Origin of the sequence: Agitococcus lubricus, assembly GCF_003051055.1 — a bacterium.
Classification (GTDB): domain Bacteria; phylum Pseudomonadota; class Gammaproteobacteria; order Pseudomonadales; family Moraxellaceae; genus Agitococcus; species Agitococcus lubricus.
Window position 1 is genome coordinate 338,081 of the sequence record NZ_QAON01000001.1, and the last position, 15,770, is coordinate 353,850.

16 protein-coding genes are annotated in these 15,770 nt (G+C 42.9%); 5 read left to right on the forward strand and 11 right to left on the reverse strand.

The window, feature by feature from the left end; translation table 11 throughout:
• Positions 1-18: 18 nt before the first annotated feature.
• The gene (locus C8N29_RS01400; RefSeq protein WP_107864229.1) at positions 19-1,236 is read left to right on the forward strand and encodes a dicarboxylate/amino acid:cation symporter; all 1,218 of its coding nucleotides are present in this window, start codon (positions 19-21) and stop codon (positions 1,234-1,236) included.
• Here the strand turns inward: C8N29_RS01400 and C8N29_RS01405 are convergent.
• Together C8N29_RS01405 and C8N29_RS01410 are read right to left on the reverse strand one after the other, a co-directional pair.
• The gene (locus C8N29_RS01405; protein ID WP_107864230.1) at positions 1,233-2,018 is read right to left on the reverse strand and encodes a class II glutamine amidotransferase; all 786 of its coding nucleotides are present in this window, start codon (positions 2,016-2,018) and stop codon (positions 1,233-1,235) included. The two genes, C8N29_RS01400 and C8N29_RS01405, sit on opposite strands and share 4 nt — an antisense overlap.
• Before the next feature lie 2 nt (positions 2,019-2,020).
• Positions 2,021-2,305, reverse strand: coding sequence for a YkgJ family cysteine cluster protein (locus C8N29_RS01410; protein WP_239986934.1), 285 nt, complete (start codon positions 2,303-2,305; stop codon positions 2,021-2,023).
• A 124-nt stretch (positions 2,306-2,429) separates the two neighbouring features.
• On the opposite strand from C8N29_RS01410, the gene C8N29_RS01415 reads away from it, so the two are divergent.
• Positions 2,430-4,574: an acetyl-CoA hydrolase/transferase C-terminal domain-containing protein gene (locus C8N29_RS01415; protein WP_107864232.1), complete on the forward strand. Its 2,145-nt coding sequence runs from the start codon at positions 2,430-2,432 to the stop codon at positions 4,572-4,574.
• Between the two features lie 35 nt (positions 4,575-4,609).
• On the opposite strand, the gene C8N29_RS01420 is transcribed toward C8N29_RS01415, so the two are convergent.
• The gene (locus C8N29_RS01420; RefSeq protein WP_204509248.1) at positions 4,610-5,095 is read right to left on the reverse strand and encodes a thioesterase family protein; all 486 of its coding nucleotides are present in this window, start codon (positions 5,093-5,095) and stop codon (positions 4,610-4,612) included.
• Positions 5,096-5,515: 420 nt separating this feature from the next.
• Complete coding sequence (gene elbB, locus C8N29_RS01425; protein WP_239986935.1) at positions 5,516-6,166, reverse strand: isoprenoid biosynthesis glyoxalase ElbB; 651 nt, start codon at positions 6,164-6,166, stop codon at positions 5,516-5,518.
• A 165-nt stretch (positions 6,167-6,331) separates the two neighbouring features.
• On the opposite strand from elbB, the gene hemB reads away from it, so the two are divergent.
• Positions 6,332-7,345 carry a porphobilinogen synthase gene (gene hemB, locus C8N29_RS01430; protein WP_107864234.1) on the forward strand — a complete coding sequence of 338 codons (1,014 nt, stop codon included), beginning with the start codon at positions 6,332-6,334 and terminating at the stop codon, positions 7,343-7,345.
• A 123-nt stretch (positions 7,346-7,468) separates the two neighbouring features.
• On the opposite strand, the gene C8N29_RS01435 is transcribed toward hemB, so the two are convergent.
• Together C8N29_RS01435 and C8N29_RS01440 are read right to left on the reverse strand one after the other, a co-directional pair.
• Positions 7,469-9,034, reverse strand: coding sequence for an RNA-directed DNA polymerase (locus C8N29_RS01435; RefSeq protein ID WP_204509249.1), 1,566 nt, complete (start codon positions 9,032-9,034; stop codon positions 7,469-7,471).
• A gap of 81 nt (positions 9,035-9,115) precedes the next feature.
• Positions 9,116-9,622 (reverse strand): REP-associated tyrosine transposase, encoded by a 507-nt coding sequence (locus C8N29_RS01440; protein ID WP_107864236.1) that lies wholly within the window; start codon positions 9,620-9,622, stop codon positions 9,116-9,118.
• 186 nt (positions 9,623-9,808) lie between these two features.
• Between C8N29_RS01440 and C8N29_RS01445 the strand changes: the two genes are divergently transcribed.
• The gene (locus C8N29_RS01445; RefSeq protein ID WP_107864237.1) at positions 9,809-10,312 is read left to right on the forward strand and encodes a DUF1993 domain-containing protein; all 504 of its coding nucleotides are present in this window, start codon (positions 9,809-9,811) and stop codon (positions 10,310-10,312) included.
• Positions 10,313-10,398: 86 nt separating this feature from the next.
• Here C8N29_RS01445 and C8N29_RS01450 read toward each other — a convergent pair whose 3' ends face one another.
• The 3 genes from C8N29_RS01450 to C8N29_RS01460 form a co-directional block, all read right to left on the reverse strand.
• The gene (locus C8N29_RS01450; protein WP_107864238.1) at positions 10,399-12,579 is read right to left on the reverse strand and encodes a PhoX family protein; all 2,181 of its coding nucleotides are present in this window, start codon (positions 12,577-12,579) and stop codon (positions 10,399-10,401) included.
• A gap of 131 nt (positions 12,580-12,710) precedes the next feature.
• On the reverse strand, positions 12,711-13,127 hold the full coding sequence (locus tag C8N29_RS01455) for a thioesterase family protein (protein WP_204509250.1): 417 nt from the start codon (positions 13,125-13,127) through the stop codon (positions 12,711-12,713).
• A gap of 13 nt (positions 13,128-13,140) precedes the next feature.
• A complete protein-coding gene (locus C8N29_RS01460) occupies positions 13,141-13,485 on the reverse strand; it encodes a HopJ type III effector protein (protein ID WP_107864239.1) in 345 nt (114 codons plus the stop codon).
• Between the two features lie 74 nt (positions 13,486-13,559).
• On the opposite strand from C8N29_RS01460, the gene C8N29_RS01465 reads away from it, so the two are divergent.
• Positions 13,560-14,315, forward strand: coding sequence for an SDR family oxidoreductase (locus C8N29_RS01465; RefSeq protein ID WP_107864240.1), 756 nt, complete (start codon positions 13,560-13,562; stop codon positions 14,313-14,315).
• Here C8N29_RS01465 and C8N29_RS01470 read toward each other — a convergent pair.
• Both C8N29_RS01470 and C8N29_RS01475 read right to left on the reverse strand, forming a co-directional pair.
• Positions 14,307-15,374, reverse strand: coding sequence for a PA0069 family radical SAM protein (locus tag C8N29_RS01470; protein ID WP_107864241.1), 1,068 nt, complete (start codon positions 15,372-15,374; stop codon positions 14,307-14,309). The two genes, C8N29_RS01465 and C8N29_RS01470, sit on opposite strands and share 9 nt — an antisense overlap.
• Before the next feature lie 75 nt (positions 15,375-15,449).
• The gene (locus C8N29_RS01475; protein ID WP_170106847.1) at positions 15,450-15,761 is read right to left on the reverse strand and encodes a c-type cytochrome; all 312 of its coding nucleotides are present in this window, start codon (positions 15,759-15,761) and stop codon (positions 15,450-15,452) included.
• Positions 15,762-15,770: the final 9 nt, after the last annotated feature.

Sequence of the window (15,770 nt, forward strand, 5' to 3'; positions counted from 1 at the left end):
ATTCACCTGAGACCCCGTATGTCACTCAATAATCGTATTTTACTCGGCGCATTGATTGGTTTAATCCTTGGTTATGGCATCCGCAATTACGCGAGCAGCTCTATCATAGAACAAAGCGTGATGGTGAGTACTTTAATCGCCAGCCTATTTGTGGGATTACTGAAGATGGTGTTGCTGCCACTGGTCTTTAGCTCCATTACGCTGGGGGTGGCTAATTTACGTGCCCATCAACAAATGCACCGCGTCTGGCAATTGACCTTACTCTGTTTTGCATCCACAACCTGTATTGCCATTACCTTAGGTTTAAGTGCCGCGCACTTGTTTGAGACGGGGGCAGGCCTTTCCTTACCTTTATTTCAAGCACAACTCACTGACTACGATGCCAGCCAACTCAGTACCAGCGAGTTTTTACAAAAGCTGGTACAAGGGATTTTTATGAATCCTTTTGCCGCTTTAGCACAAGGTAATATTTTAGCGGTGGTCAGCTTTGCATTATTTGTGGGTATCGTGTTAGCAAAACATGGGGACAATTACCCTCAACTTAAACAGTTTTTTCAAGAGGCATTTCAGCTGTGTATGCAGCTCATTACTTGGATTATGTACATTGCGCCTTTGGGTATTATGGCCTTGTTTTTTAAGCTCGTGGTATCGGAAGACAGTGCCTTGTTAAGTACCTTAATTGAATTTATTGCAGTAGTGATTGGCACTACCTTAGTACACGGGTTAATTGTTTTGCCACTGATTTTATATATGTTTACCCGTGTTAATCCGTGGCAATTTTGGCAAGGTGCAAAACCCGCACTGATTACAGCTTTTGCCACCAGCTCCAGTGCCGCCACCATTCCCGTGACCTTAAAATGTGTACAAGAAGACCTCAAAGTCAGCCCTAAAGTCGCAGGTTTTGTCATACCTTTAGGGGCACAAATCAATATGGACGGCACGGCGCTCTATGAAGCCGCCGCTGCACTTTTTGTCGCTAATTTAGTAGGGATAGATTTAAGTCTAGGCCAACAAGTGATTGTCTGTTTAACGGTGATGCTGGCTTCGATTGGTGCGCCTGGTATTCCCAGTGCGGGCATGGTGACGATGGTCATGGTGCTACAATCGGTCGGTTTGCCCGCCGAAGCCGTCGCCATTTTAATTCCCATTGATAGACTCTTAGATACGGTAAGGACGATGGTCAATGTGGAGGGCGATATGGTGACGAGTTTGATTGTCAATAAACATACCCATTAAAGGGTATTAGGCAATAACACGTGTGTGACCTGACCTTCGCAAAAATAGACCATCTCGCCCGCTTGCATGGCGTGCCACGTCTCATTAGTCGTGAGCGGGAGGGTCGCAATCACCGCGACCCTATCCTCTGGAGTAGTCACTTCACTAAAATCAATCGACACATCTTCATCTACTAATTGAGCGACGGCAAATGGGGCTTGGCGAATAATATAATGTAGTTTGGTTGAGCAGTGAGCAAACAACCAATCGCCATTAGACAACATAAAATTAAAAATACCATGTTGTGCTAAGTGTGGCACAAAATCTTTTAAGACTGCCGCTAACTGAGTCAGTGAGGGTGCTTGGCTAAAATGTTGACGTAAATGTTCCAAAATTAAACAAAAGGCGTGTTCGCTATCGGTACTGCCTACAGGTCGATAATATTCGCCTCGAATCGCGGGTAGATTATTGAGGTCGCCATTATGGGCAAAAATCCAATATTGCCCCCAAATTTCCCGCTGAAATGGATGTGTATTGGCTAGGCTGACTTCGCCTTGGGTCGCTTTACGAATATGGGCAATCACACTTTTAGATTTAATGGGATATTGTTGTACCAATTGAGCGACAGGCGATTGGGCTGAGGGCAAATAATCCAAAAATAAGCGACTGCCCTTTTCTTCAAAAAAGGCGATGCCCCAACCATCACTGTGATGGTCAGTTCGTCCACCGCGACAGGCAAAGCCCGTAAAGGAAAAACAAATATCGGTGGGCACATTACAATTCATGCCTAATAACTGACACATAATTAACTCGTTAACTGCTCTAAGTCTTGTAAATACGTCATCGCCTGTGCGTTTGTTTGGCCACACATGCTCATGGTTGGTCTTAAACTGACACACACCTTAGGACGTTCAGGTTGACCAAAAATTTTACACAAGCCTTGCGTATCTAATTGCACACAGGGAACCCCTGCGGGTTTACCTTGTGGCATTTCTGGAATGGGTGACGAAATCGAGGGCGCAATACAACAAGCAGCACAGCCCAAGCGACAGGTGATTTCTGTGTCATCTGTTAGGGTACTAATTTTCACAGACGCTCCTGCGTTCTTAGGCATAAACATATCTAAAACTGCTACACAATAAGAGTTTTAGCTCTATCATTAAGCTGTCACAATAACATAAAAATTGCTATCAAAACCATTAGGGAGCGCCTCTATGTCCGCTAAGATTTATCATTCTATCGAACAAGCCGTTAGCGATATTTTAACTGCCATTGACGGGACAATTCGGTTGGGCGCGCCCCTTGGTATTGGCAAGCCGAACCCATTTATCAATGCCATCTACCAACGAATTGCCAATCAACACCAACGCAGTTTAGAAATTTATAGCGCGTTGTCACTCAATAAACCACAAGCCAGTAGCGAGATAGAAGGCCGCTTTTTACAGCCGTTTGTGGCGCGGGTATTTGGTAACTATCCCGATTTAGATTACGTTGTGGACTTAAAAAACAACAAAGTCCCTAACAACATCAGCGTGCACGAGTTTTTCTTAAAATCGGGCGATTGGCTCAATCACAGTGCTGCCCAACAGCATTATATCAATAGCAATTATACGCACATTGCGCGTGATATGGCGGCTAAAGGGGTCAATGTCATCTGCCAAGCGATTGCCATACGCGAAGAAGCGGATGGCAGTCGTCGTTATAGTTTGTCTTGCAACCCCGACCTCAGCATGGACTTATTAGAGTTACTTGCGCCTCGCCGTGCGCAGGGCGAATGTATTTTTACCGTGGGCGTTATCAATCGTGAATTGCCGTTTATGGCAAACGATGCCGAAGTCCCTGCCAGTGTCTTTGACATGATTATTGATGACCCTGCGGGTACACATACGCTGTTTTCTACCCCCAATATGAAAGTCAATCTTACGGACTATGCCATTGGTTTACATGCCAGCTCCTTAGTACGCGATGGCGGCACCTTACAAATTGGTATTGGCTCGTTAGGTGATGCGATTGCCCATGCCTTGATTTTACGTAATCAAGATAATGCCAACTATCAAACCATGATTCGTCGTTTGAATGCCGACCATCCCTTATCTACCGACATAGACCTCGCTCCCTTCCACCAAGGTTTATATGGTTGTAGTGAAATGTTTGTGAATGGCTTTCTTAAACTGATTCAAGCCAACATTATTCGCCGTAAAGTCTACCCGCACACAGGCCTGCAACAGCTTATCAATCAAGGCTTATTGAGCGAAGAGTTGACGATTAACAGCCTACAGACTCTAAGAGCGCATGACCTGATTAGCTCTCCCCTAACAGGTGAAGACCTTGCCCTACTGGAGCGTTTTGGTATTTTTAAGGAAGAGTGTTGCTTTCAAAATGGCCAAATCTTGATAAATGAGCATTGTATTGGCACTGACCTTGACGACGAGGCTACCTTAGACGCCTTAGCAACATACTGTTTAAGCGAGCGTTTGCAAGGCGGTATTATCATGCACGGCGGCTTCTTTTTAGGGCCAGCCGATTTTTATCAAGCCTTACGAGAGATGCCAGAGTCTTTAGCCAATCAAATCAATATGAGTACGATTGCTTTTATCAATCAACTCTATGGCGACCGTTATGGCGATGAAAAACTCAAACGTGCACAACGTATCAACGCCCGTTTTATCAATACCTGTATGATGGTGACTTTATCAGGTGCGGCGGTCTCGGACGCACTTGACGATGGCCGTGTGGTCAGTGGTGTGGGCGGACAATATAATTTTGTCGCTCAGGCACATGAACTGCCCGATGCGCGCTCAATATTGATGTTACGCAGTCATCGTGTCGTTGATGATGAGGTACGCTCCAGTATTGTCACTAGCTATGGCCATGCGACGATTCCGCGTCATTTGCGGGATATTGTCATTACTGAATATGGTATTGCCGATTTACGTGGTAAAAGTGATAGCGATATTATTAAGGCACTCCTCAATATTAGCGATTCTCGATGCCAAGACGATTTACGCAACTGGGCGATTGAACACAAAAAACTCTCACCCGATTATGTCATTCCTAAAGCCTATCGCCAAAACACGCCCGAAGCACTCGCGGAACGATTACAACCTTATTTGTCTCAGCTTCCTAGTTTTCCGTTTGGAACAGACTTTAGCAAAGACGAATTAACCATCATCAAAGCCCTACAAGCGCTTAAATCCAGTACCGAACATCCACTGCAACTGTTAAAAACAGCCGTCAGCTCCATTTTTAAGGACGAAGATGATGCCAAAGTACAGCGCTATTTGGAGCGTATGGGTTTAGATGAAACACATAGTCTGAAAGACAAAGTGATGAAACGGTTATTTATGGGCAATCTTTAACCATAGACGACCCCGCTAAAAACGGGGTCTACGATTTAATACATATAGGTTGCGGTACCTGCCGCAATCAACTCGTGTTTTTCGTTATGTAGCTCCATACGAGTCACGCAAATTTGTTTACCCACCCGTAACAAACTCGCGGTTGCGGTAAATAAAGTGCCCCGACCTGCTTTGAGATAATCTATCCGCATATCAATGGTTGCTAATCGGTTAATGCGTGTTGCTCTGTCTTCTTTGGGTGTGCCTTTTAAGGCCACATACGCGCCACTCATGGCCATTGCGCCACCCACTGTATCCAACGCGGTGGCAATCACACCACCATGTAATACCTGCTTAAAGACATTACCAATCAACTGTGGCTGCATCGCAAACTCAGCAGTAATTTTATCAGCACTCATTTCTTTGATAGTTAAACCCATTGCTTGGGTAAATGGCACCATGTTAAAGCCCATTTTTAATCGCTCTTGCAAAATACGTGCTTTTTCGTCGTCGGTGATAGTGGCTGTTTGCATGTCTGTCATGGCATAAGGTCTCTTATTATCATTGCAAACTGTGTTTTTAACCTATCAAATGCTTGCTTGGCAATGACTCTGATAACGAGAGGTAGCGAATTTACGGTATATACATGAGACCTTATTTAGGGTCTGTTGACGTTTGGCGTCTGAGCCGCGTATCCTCTAAAAAATAGTCTCTTTCGCAACCACAATCAAAACATCAACAGTCCCTAAGCTGAGTTTGGGATAAAAGAAGGTTAATTTCTTAAATGTTATGTAGAAATCGTCTAAAGACCCTATGACAGCCGCCTTCCGCAGGACTGAGTTTAGTTTTGGCCAACATCAGCCAGCACAGCCAGTTCGTGGTGCAAAACGATTTATGGTTTTAGCTCCCACCCAAAGTGACTAAAGGAATCCTGTTAATTTAGGAGAGAGCTAGGATACCGTTTAAGCCAAATTCAACACCGCTTGGACTAACTTTTGAATGCCTGCACGCGCTTCACGAATACGTGCCGCATACATATACGCTGGCGTTGTAACAATTTTGCGTTCGCTATCAATCACACATTCATCCACCGCACAATCCACATGTACGCCACCCATTGCGTTAATCGCAGCAGCCGTACCTGCATCATTGCCAATGGTGTATTGTGTCCCCACACCACCAATTTTGGGTGCCATAGACGGTGCAATGCACACCAAGCCAACAGGTTTAGCTGCCTGACTCATACCTTGCGCAAACGCTAACACATCGGCTTGTACGGTCATGTCGCTGCCTTTAACAGCAAAATTGCATAAATTTTTAGCAGCTCCAAAACCACCAGGAATAATCAAGGCATCAAAATCTTCAATTTTAGCTTCAGTAATCGGCTTGACATTACCCCGCGCTAAACGTGCCGCCTCGACCAAGACATTACGACTTTCGGGCATTTCTTCGCCTGTTAAATGATTGATAACGTGCATTTGCGGCATATCGGGTGCAAAACACTGATAACTCACATCTGCTTCATCTAAGGCTAATAAAGTTAAGGTCGCTTCATAAATTTCGCCACCATCTTTAAAGCCACAACCTGATAAAATAACCGCTACTTTTTTCATTTTTAGCATCCTGTAAAATATAAGTTTAAGACTGACACATTTCAGCGAAGGCCTGTGTTGAGCGGCGTCAAAACAAGCGCGTGAGCTTTAAGTCAGTAGCTAAATTTAGCAGTACAGGGTATTTTTACTATGCTACAGATGTAATTATTTTTATTGAGTTGCCTTATGTCCCAATTTACTTTTGCTCGTGGTGCTTTTCCTCAAACCCGTATGCGTCGTTTACGCGCTCAAGAATTTAGCCGTCGTTTGGTTCAAGAAACGGTGTTAACGCCTGCCGATTTAATTTATCCCATGTTTGTGTTAGAGGGTGAAAATCGCCGTGAAACCATTCCATCCATGTTAGGCATTGAACGCGTCTCAATTGATGAATTACTCAAAGAAGCGGCTGAATTGGTGGCTTTGGGAGTGCCTGCGGTGGCCTTATTTCCTGTCACGCCGCCCGAAGCAAAAAGTTTATTAGCCGAAGAAGCATGGAATGCCGAGGGTTTAGCCCAACGTGCAACACGCGCTTTAAAAGCGGCTTTTCCACAACTAGGCGTGATTACTGATGTTGCGTTAGACCCATTTACCACACATGGTCAAGATGGCATTATTGATGAAAATGGCTATGTGCTAAATGATGTCACCACCGAAGCGTTAATTAAACAAGCGATTTCTCATGCGCAAGCGGGCGCGGATGTGGTTGCTCCTTCGGATATGATGGATGGTCGTATTGGTGCAATTCGTGCGGCTTTAGAGCAAGCAGGCTACCCGAATGTATGTATTTTGTCGTATGCCGCGAAATATGCTTCTAACTACTATGGGCCGTTTAGAGATGCGGTCGGTTCGGCTGGTAACTTAAAAGGTGGCAATAAAAAGACCTATCAAATGGATTATGCTAACCGTATGGAAGCCTTACACGAAGTGGGTTTAGATTTGGCGGAAGGTGCAGATATGGTGATGGTGAAACCTGCCATGCCCTATTTGGATATTATTCGAGAAGTAAAAGATACCTATCAAGCACCCACTTTTGCTTATCAGGTCAGTGGTGAATATGCCATGCACATGGCGGCGATTAGTAATGGTTGGTTAAAGCGTGATGAGATTATTTTAGAGTCGTTAGTGTGTATTAAACGCGCTGGTGCAGATGCGATTTTGACCTATTTTGCTAAAGAGGCGGCGAAGTTGTTGCAGAAGTAGCGTGGGTTGACGTAGGAAACCCACGATTTGAGTGTTGTGGGTTTTGTTTGCCCGTCAAGAGCAAAAATTTGTAGCGTGGGTTGAGGAACGAAACCCACGACCGTTTAAATCTAAAAAGCTAACTCAAATTGTAAAGTCACTTTTGATAAAAGTAATTTTGGCTTCTTTCATTTTTTTCCAATATCTTGTTAACTTATCTTTTGCAGAGACTTCATAAATAAATAGCCAATTTTCATCAAAATCATTAACTCTAAGCACGTCAGCAAGTTCCTTATAAGGCTTTAAAGCCGTTTTTTTAAAATTTTTCTTATCATGTAAATACGCTAACAATAGAAGAATACAATCTTTTGAGTCTTTTATACTCTCAAATAAAGTATCACTCAATTTAAAATTATATTTAATTGATAGATATAATGCATAACTAATAGCCTCATTAATCCGTTTTTCTATTCCCATATTGAAGATATTGCGGGTGATTTTCTCTATCTCATCAGTTGAGACATTTAAAGATAAAAATACATCATCAATTAAACTCAACAAATATGGATAAATCAAGATTAAGTGATGAATAGTGTTCAAGTAGTAACTTAAGGCATTAGGTGAGAGTTTCTTTTTGGAAATAACCTTAATTGCATAATTAAGAATGGCCGAATTATCATTATTTTTGTGCATTATATCAATAACTGAATCAATGTATGCCCTTACATCATTAAAACCTAAATTCACTTTATCTTGAATATTATTAAGATTATTGAGCCTTCTAATCCAACACTCGGTTGATGCTAATGGCAACCTTGAAATTTCTGTTTTTTTATGATTTAGAGAAAGGTTAAATTTTTTTAATTCACTTGCCAAGTCAATCAAAAATTGCTCGGCTTTTTCATTAGTTTCTACAAAACAAGAATAATCATCAATATTACGGATAAACTGATAACCTTTCTTGATTAGCTCATCATCTATCACCACTAAAATAATTTCGGAGATTAAGTTTGAAGCATGAGGCCCGATTAAAATACCATGCGTTTCCTGCGATTTTAAATTTCTAGTATACAAATCTATATCATTAAACCAATTACCATTTTTATGGATTTTTGAATATGATTTTCCAACTAATGCCCAAGAAATAGCATGTGTATATATACTAGGAAAGCAATTAGAAATATCCGCCTTAATTAAATATTGCTTTCCAATTAACAACTCAGGTTCTGGGTAATCATCTTCACTAAAATCTCTGTATGACATTTCAAATAAATGTTTTTTTTCATCAAAAGTCTTAAAGGCATAAGGCTCATCATATTCACCCATAACAAAAATGACTTTCGAGTTTTTAATTTTACGAATATGAATACGGCTTACTTTGTATTGATGATGCGCTGTATATTTTTCAAAATGCTTTAATAACTCATTCCAATTTTCTGACAAAGTTTTGCATAGATTTCTATAAGCAACTGGTTCAGGGATTGCCAATAGTCGAGGAATATTAATATTGCGTATATTTTCGTACTGAATAAAGCCTTTATCTGTATTTTCAAATATTTTCGGATTTGCTGTTTTAACGAAGTTTAAAAAAGGTTCTGAGGTTAAAAATGGGGGGATTCTGTCAGAAAACAGTCCATAACCTAAAAAACCATCAAATATATTATCTACTGTAATTGATTTCATTTGTTCTAAATAAGATTTTTTAGCCAAAACTATCACTCCAAAAATTGACTTTTATCACCTTCAAAATGACCATATCCTAATATTGTGGGTTTCGTTCCTCAACCCACACTACAATCCTGCCCAATTAGCATCATATATACCCTGTTTAACGGCTTTGTGAAATGATGAATACGGCCAATCAACAACACGATTAACAAGCTGATGTTTTACAGGATTAATATGCACATAATCTATATGGACGCGATAATCCTCTTCACTTCTAATTAAATGTTCCCAAAAGCGGCGTTGCCAAATGCCTCGCTCGGCTTTTTTGACACGACTGTCTGAATAAATCTCATCATTCAAATACGGTAAATGATATGAGAAATAACTTTTAATCAAACGCCAACGGGTTGAATAGTCCATATCGTTTGTCGGCAATGTCCATACACAATGTAAATGCTCAGGCAAAACAACTATTGCATCAATGTAAAATGGGTGTTTTTGTTGAACATGGCGAATGGATTGTTTGAGTAACTCAATATGTTCAATTAATAATTGGCTATGCCTATTCGCTAAATTAACCGTAAAAAAGTAACATCCGCCATGACAATATAATCGGCGATAAATTGCCATATCTCTAAATCCTTTTAAAAATTATCGTAGCGTGGGTTGAGGAACGAAACCCACAACCGTTAAATTACCACTGCATATTAGGTTAACCAATAGCACATTCCACCATTATTTTTCTTCTCGCAATTGACTTCCCCCTTCCCCACCCCTATTAAATAATTTCGACAATAAACAAACAGGAACACCGTGATGTCACTCTCCATGTATCAATCTTCAATCCCCATTTTTATTCACATGTTAGGCAACCTACGTAACATTCTACAAAAAGGCGCAACTCACGCCACCAACAAAAACTTTGATGCAAGCATTTTAGTCAACAGCCGATTAGCACCCGATATGTTCGCTCTTGCTCGCCAAGTGCAAATTGCCACCGATATGGTCAAAGGTTGTGCTGCTCGTTTGGCAAGCATTGAACCGCCAAAATATGACGACACCGAAACTACGATTGATGAGCTCATTGCACGTATTGATAAAACCATTAGCTTTTTAAAAGAATTTAGTCCTGCCCAAATTGATAACACAGAAGCCAAAGAAATTACGCTTGCCTTACGCACGCGTACCTTAAACTTTGATGGCAAAACCTACTTGCAGCATTTTGTGATTCCCAATATGTATTTTCATATCACCACGACCTACAACATTTTGCGTCATAATGGTGTAGAACTGGGTAAACAAGATTTTATTGGTGGTTAACAATCCTCTCTCCGTTTGGGAAAGGATAAAATAAAAAGCCCTTGCACAATGGCAAGGGCTTTTTTTATGGCTGTTAAGAATGTTGCTTAGACAGCAATTTCTTTACCATCTTTGCGGTAAATCACGATGGTTGCTGAGCGTGGACGTGCTGTTTTATTGCTATTTACCACCGTTGGATTAGCCACATCTGGCCAGTTACTGCTAATGCTCGTTAAATTACCGTCTTCACCAGGATGCTGAATATTCACAAAAATGGCTTTGTTATCTGGTGTCATGGTTACACCCGTAATTTCGCACTGTACAGGGCCAACCAAAAAGCGGCGTAAGTTTTCTTCGGTTGGATTTTTACCCTTAAAGGTATCTTGTGTATCAATGGTTGTTTTGCCACCATCCCCAACTTTACCTGTCACTGCCGCTAACATCATACAATTAGTGATATCGGTGTAAGCACCATCATCGGTTTGAATCCACAAGATACCGCGTGAATCAAACCACAAACCATCGGGGCTAGACATATCGTTGCCACTAGTTAAATTAGAGACGTTAATTTTGCTCTTATCGGCATCTTCTTCGGCAGCAAAAACATACACATCCCATGTAAAACTCACAGCACTATGTTCACCGTCTTTTTCTTTCCAACGAATAATATGGCCGTTCGGATTACCCTTAGCTTTTTTGCCATCTTCGTCGGTGTAATTACGGGGGTTAGCCGCATCCACAGGATAACTTGAACCACGATTACTGTTGTTGGTTAAGGTTAAATAGACTTCACCTGTTTTGGGATGTACGGCTGTCCATTCGGGTCTATCCATTTTGGTTGCCCCGACAGAATCAGCCGCTAGACGTGCATTTACGACCACAGCAGCTTGTGAGGTAAACGGATAAATTGCATTATCTGGTAATAACCCATTCACGCCATAACTCAACTCTAACCACTTGCCTGTACCGTCAGCATTAAACTTGGCCACATACAACTTTCCTTCGTTCATGTAGGTGTCGCCTGCTGTCAACCCTGCTGTGGCATCTGCTGCATCCCACATTTTTGCTGAAACAAATTTATACACATACTCGCCACGCGAGTCGTCACCCATATAAAACACGACAGGTTTACCCACTTTAACTGGCGCAATCTCGCAACCCTCATGGGCAAAACGTCCCAAAGCGGTACGCTTACGCGGTGCATTGCTGGTATTAAAGGGGTCAATTTCAACGACCCAGCCAAAGGTATTTGGTTCATTACGGAAGTCGGTATCGGCAGTTTTGGCTGCATCCAAGACTGTTGCATTCCAACGGGTAAAGCGGTCATCGGTATCGCTGGCCGTTGACCATGCGTTTGCCCCTGTAGAACTTGAAACACCATAACGTGTCAAGCTGGCTACGTCGGCACTTGTGCGTAAACTATTGTCAGTACTTGGACGCTTAAAATAACCTGCCCAATTTTCTTCACAGGTTAAATAAGTGCCCCAAGGTGTATAACCATTCGCACAGTTATTTAACGTGCCACGGCCTTTTTTAGCTTTGGCATCGTATTTAGTCACCAAGAAACGGCTACCTGCGGCTGCACCATGAAACTCCATCACCGTATTTGGGGTGATACGACGGTTTAAGGTGTTAGTTTTATCCACAGCAAAAGAACCGCTTGTCTGGCGCGTAATGGCAACCACACTGACACCATGACAATTAATTTCTTTTAAGGCTTCATTGATTGGACGCTTGCCATCGACAGTGCTCGGTGCAGCGGTATGCAAAAACGCACTGGTGATGTTTTCATGATTTAAGCATAACATGCCTTTATCGGAGGTGTTTGGACTCCATTTTCCGTCATTGCCTAAACCAAAAAAGCTCATACCATCGTGATGGTCACCTGCACGAAACTCGTAAGACTCGGCTGTTTCAGAGCCATCGTTTGCCCATGCAGGTGTCGTTGTGTTTAAGGCATCACCCAGCGCATAAAGTACGGCAACGTCATAACCTGTAGGTACAGTCACGACATCATTTAGGTTTTTAGCAACTGGGGTAAAGCCTAATTTTAATTCTGGCTCAGGGATAGGAGTGCTTGGGGTGCTGACTGGACTATCATCGTCGTCATCACTGCCACAGCCTGTTAGTCCGCCCAGCATCAACGCTGCAGTGGCCGACATACCGCCTGTTAATACACTACGACGCGATAAACGTGCGGCTAACAATTCGCTAAAATGCGGATTGGAGGACGGATTTAAGTTGTCTAATTCTTCGTGCGTATCGTGAAAAGGCTGTTTGTGTGTCATGATGATTCCTAGCTAAATCCAGCAAATAATATGATTTGCCGTAAACTAAAGACTCAACATGACAAGACGTTGACCAAGTGATGACAGTTTGATGACCTAAACTTAAACGGCTTAGGCCATCAGCAATAGACTTAATTTGGCCTTACCCGTTGTTGTGCGCCCGCTAATAAACGTTCTGTACTGATAATCGCGCGTGTGTGCGTGCCTGTACCAATTTTACCGCCTGCATCAAAGGCTTCAATCGTAAAGCGGTATAACTTTCCTTCTCGACCCACATAAGTCGCAACGGCTTCCACCTCGACATGCGTGGGTGTTGCTGCGATATGTTGTATATCCACACCAACTCCCACCGATAACTCGCCAACTGCCAATATCGGTTGCAAACAGCGAGCTGCCGCTAACTCCATTAACGCCACCATTTTAGCAGTGGCCAACACAGCGGGAAAATCATCATAGGCATCAACAGCAATTGCTTTGGCGGTATCAGCGTCAGTCACGTACATCGTCGCACGCGCTGTAGGTAAAGGCATATTGTCATTATGGTTCATGACAGCAGTCATCCTATTTTTTGGGGTGCAAGGCAGGACTATCAAACTGTATACCCGTCCAACCGTCACGCATAAACGCACGAATATTAGCGTGGCTTGTCCCCTGAGGGTCGTTTAATACTTCTTGGTAAAATCGACCAAAACAAGCCAGTGTTTGTTGTGGTGTCAAGGTATTGAGTAAGGCAAAGGCAAAAATACGACAAGAGCCTTCATTTTGACCTGCCTGATTGACGACAACGGGGTTTATCCCGTTCGTAAAACGGCTGGGGGTATAGTCATAATGCTGATTAATGAATTCAATAGTATCTTCAAAATCTATGGTTTGATGTGATAATTTTTCTAAAAAGGCTGCTAACATCGTTGTCACTCATGGGGGAATATAATCGCCCTATTGTGCCTTGCTTTGTTATTTTTTTTAAGAGGGAACATGTGATGACTAAAAATGTAATTATTACTGGCGCATCCAGTGGGATTGGTGCCGCCTTGGCACAAGCCTTTGCCAGTAAAGGTTATGCCTTAGGTTTAGCCGCGCGTCGTGTGGATAAACTTGAAGAGTTAGCACGGCAGTTAGAAGATACATACAGTACCCGCGTGGCGGTAACTGAACTTGACGTCCAAGACGATACACAAGTCGCGCCCGCATTTAGTCGTCTTGCACAAGAATTAGGGCAAATTGATATTGTGGTAGCTAATGCAGGGATTACGGGTGTACGCCGTAGTGGTAACGGCAACTTAGCCCTAGACAAAGCGATTTTACAAACAAACTTAGTGGGCGCGATTGCTACGCTTGATGCAGCTACTAAAATTTTTGTCGCGCAAGGTCATGGGCATTTAGTGGGGATTTCCTCGTTTTCTGCCTTCTCCCCGATTCCAGGCAGTGCCGCGTATTCGGCCAGCAAAGCAGCATTAACCAATTATATGAATGCCATGCGAATGGAATTGGCTACGAAGAAAATTCAAGTCACCGTGATTCACCCTGGATTTATTAAAACCGATATTGCACCGCACATGGAAAAATACCCTTTTGTGGTTGAAGCCGATGTTGCTGCACAACAAATGGTACGTGCCATAGAGCAAAAGAAGGCGAATGTAATTGTCCCTGCGATGCCGTGGAAAGTCGCTAAAGGTTTGATGACCATTATGCCCGACCCACTTTTAACCCTGATGTTTACTAAGTTTCTAAAATAAAGACAGTTGCCCATCACGGGTGGGTGGGCAAAATAAGTCTGTTCTTAAGTGAGCAGCATGTGTACCTAACTGATATTTTTTACATGCTAAGGCAAAACGCTGTTGTAATAGCTGTGCTAAAACGCCCGTTCCTTGCATACGTTCGCCAAAACGTGTGCTATTTAGTTGTCCTTCACGCATCTGTTTAATCGCTGCCAATATACGTGCGGCTTTTAGCGGATAATGCTGCTGGAGCCACGTACTAAATAGCCTCTCTAACTCGTGCGGTAAGCGTAATAACATATACGTCGCATCTTGCGCCCCTGCGTCTGCCGTCGCGGCCATCACAGCTTCTAACTCATGGTCGTTCAAAAAGGGAATGATAGGCGCAACCATGACACCCACAGGAATATTTGCACTTGCCAAACGCTCTATAGTCAATAAACGACGATGTGGCGCACTGGCTCGAGGCTCCATCACTTGACTCAAGGTATGGTCTAAACTGGTCACAGAAATAAAGACCTTAACCAGTTGTTGTTGTGCAAGCTCGGTCAATAAATCAACATCACGCAAAATCAGACTATTTTTCGTAATTAACACGACAGGATGTTTGGTTTCCACACATACGGCTAATAATTGACGGGTGACTTGCCACTCTCGCTCTATGGGTTGATATGGGTCGGTGTTTGCACCGATATTGATAATAGCGACTTGATAGTTTTTTGCAGATAACTCAGTACGTAAATGCTGGGCTGCGTCGGGCTTCACAAATAACTTTGTCTCAAAATCTAAACCTGCGGATAACTCTAAATACGCATGACTGGGTCGAGCATAACAATAAATACAGCCATGCTCACAGCCTTGATAAGGATTGATTGATTGACGAAAAGGGATATCTGGTGATTGATTGCGGCTAATAATCTGGCGAGTCTGTTGGACGGTCACGCTTGTCTGTAAAGGGGCTAATGTCGCCTGTTCTTGATACCAGTCATCAACCTCTGCCTCAACATGCTGCTTGGCAAAACGATTGTGTGGTTGTGCACGAGTGGCTCTACCTTTGAGAGGGGGCTGCGTCATCATTCTTACCACGTGTGTTAGGATGGGGTTTGCTCAGCGTATCAGCGCGCTCTACAGCCCATCTAAACACGCCTCAGCTTATTTGCGGCCAAACTGCCGAATCACCCGAATCAAGGCAGCTTTTTCTTCATCGGTCAAGTCTGCATAAGAAGGCATAATGCGTGGGCCTTTATTAATCTTAGCTAATATCTCTTCATCGCTGTGTTTGGCTTGCCATTCTTTATTGGTAAAGTCACGCGCAAAATATAAATAGCCACGCAGATTATCGGCCTGTCCAGATGCCCCATGACACTTAGCACATTTATCTTGATAGAGGGCGTAGGGTTCAATCGCTGCATGGGCAACATTCATTCCCACTAACATACAGAGAGAGAGTAGTATCGTTTTCATTATTGTTGT

Excerpts from the sequence above, each read along its gene's own strand:
- C8N29_RS01400 (WP_107864229.1), top strand. The coding sequence starts at position 19 with ATGTCACTCAATAATCGTATTTTACTCGGCGCATTGATTGGTTTAATC.
- C8N29_RS01405 (WP_107864230.1), bottom strand. The coding sequence starts at position 2,018 with ATGTGTCAGTTATTAGGCATGAATTGTAATGTGCCCACCGATATTTGT.
- C8N29_RS01415 (WP_107864232.1), top strand. The coding sequence starts at position 2,430 with ATGTCCGCTAAGATTTATCATTCTATCGAACAAGCCGTTAGCGATATT.
- C8N29_RS01420 (WP_204509248.1), bottom strand. The coding sequence starts at position 5,095 with ATGACAGACATGCAAACAGCCACTATCACCGACGACGAAAAAGCACGT.
- elbB (WP_239986935.1), bottom strand. The coding sequence starts at position 6,166 with ATGAAAAAAGTAGCGGTTATTTTATCAGGTTGTGGCTTTAAAGATGGT.
- hemB (WP_107864234.1), top strand. The coding sequence starts at position 6,332 with ATGTCCCAATTTACTTTTGCTCGTGGTGCTTTTCCTCAAACCCGTATG.
- C8N29_RS01440 (WP_107864236.1), bottom strand. The coding sequence starts at position 9,622 with ATGGCAATTTATCGCCGATTATATTGTCATGGCGGATGTTACTTTTTT.
- C8N29_RS01445 (WP_107864237.1), top strand. The coding sequence starts at position 9,809 with ATGTCACTCTCCATGTATCAATCTTCAATCCCCATTTTTATTCACATG.
- C8N29_RS01450 (WP_107864238.1), bottom strand. The coding sequence starts at position 12,579 with ATGACACACAAACAGCCTTTTCACGATACGCACGAAGAATTAGACAAC.
- C8N29_RS01455 (WP_204509250.1), bottom strand. The coding sequence starts at position 13,127 with ATGAACCATAATGACAATATGCCTTTACCTACAGCGCGTGCGACGATG.
- C8N29_RS01460 (WP_107864239.1), bottom strand. The coding sequence starts at position 13,485 with ATGTTAGCAGCCTTTTTAGAAAAATTATCACATCAAACCATAGATTTT.
- C8N29_RS01465 (WP_107864240.1), top strand. The coding sequence starts at position 13,560 with ATGACTAAAAATGTAATTATTACTGGCGCATCCAGTGGGATTGGTGCC.
- C8N29_RS01470 (WP_107864241.1), bottom strand. The coding sequence starts at position 15,374 with ATGATGACGCAGCCCCCTCTCAAAGGTAGAGCCACTCGTGCACAACCA.
- C8N29_RS01475 (WP_170106847.1), bottom strand. The coding sequence starts at position 15,761 with ATGAAAACGATACTACTCTCTCTCTGTATGTTAGTGGGAATGAATGTT.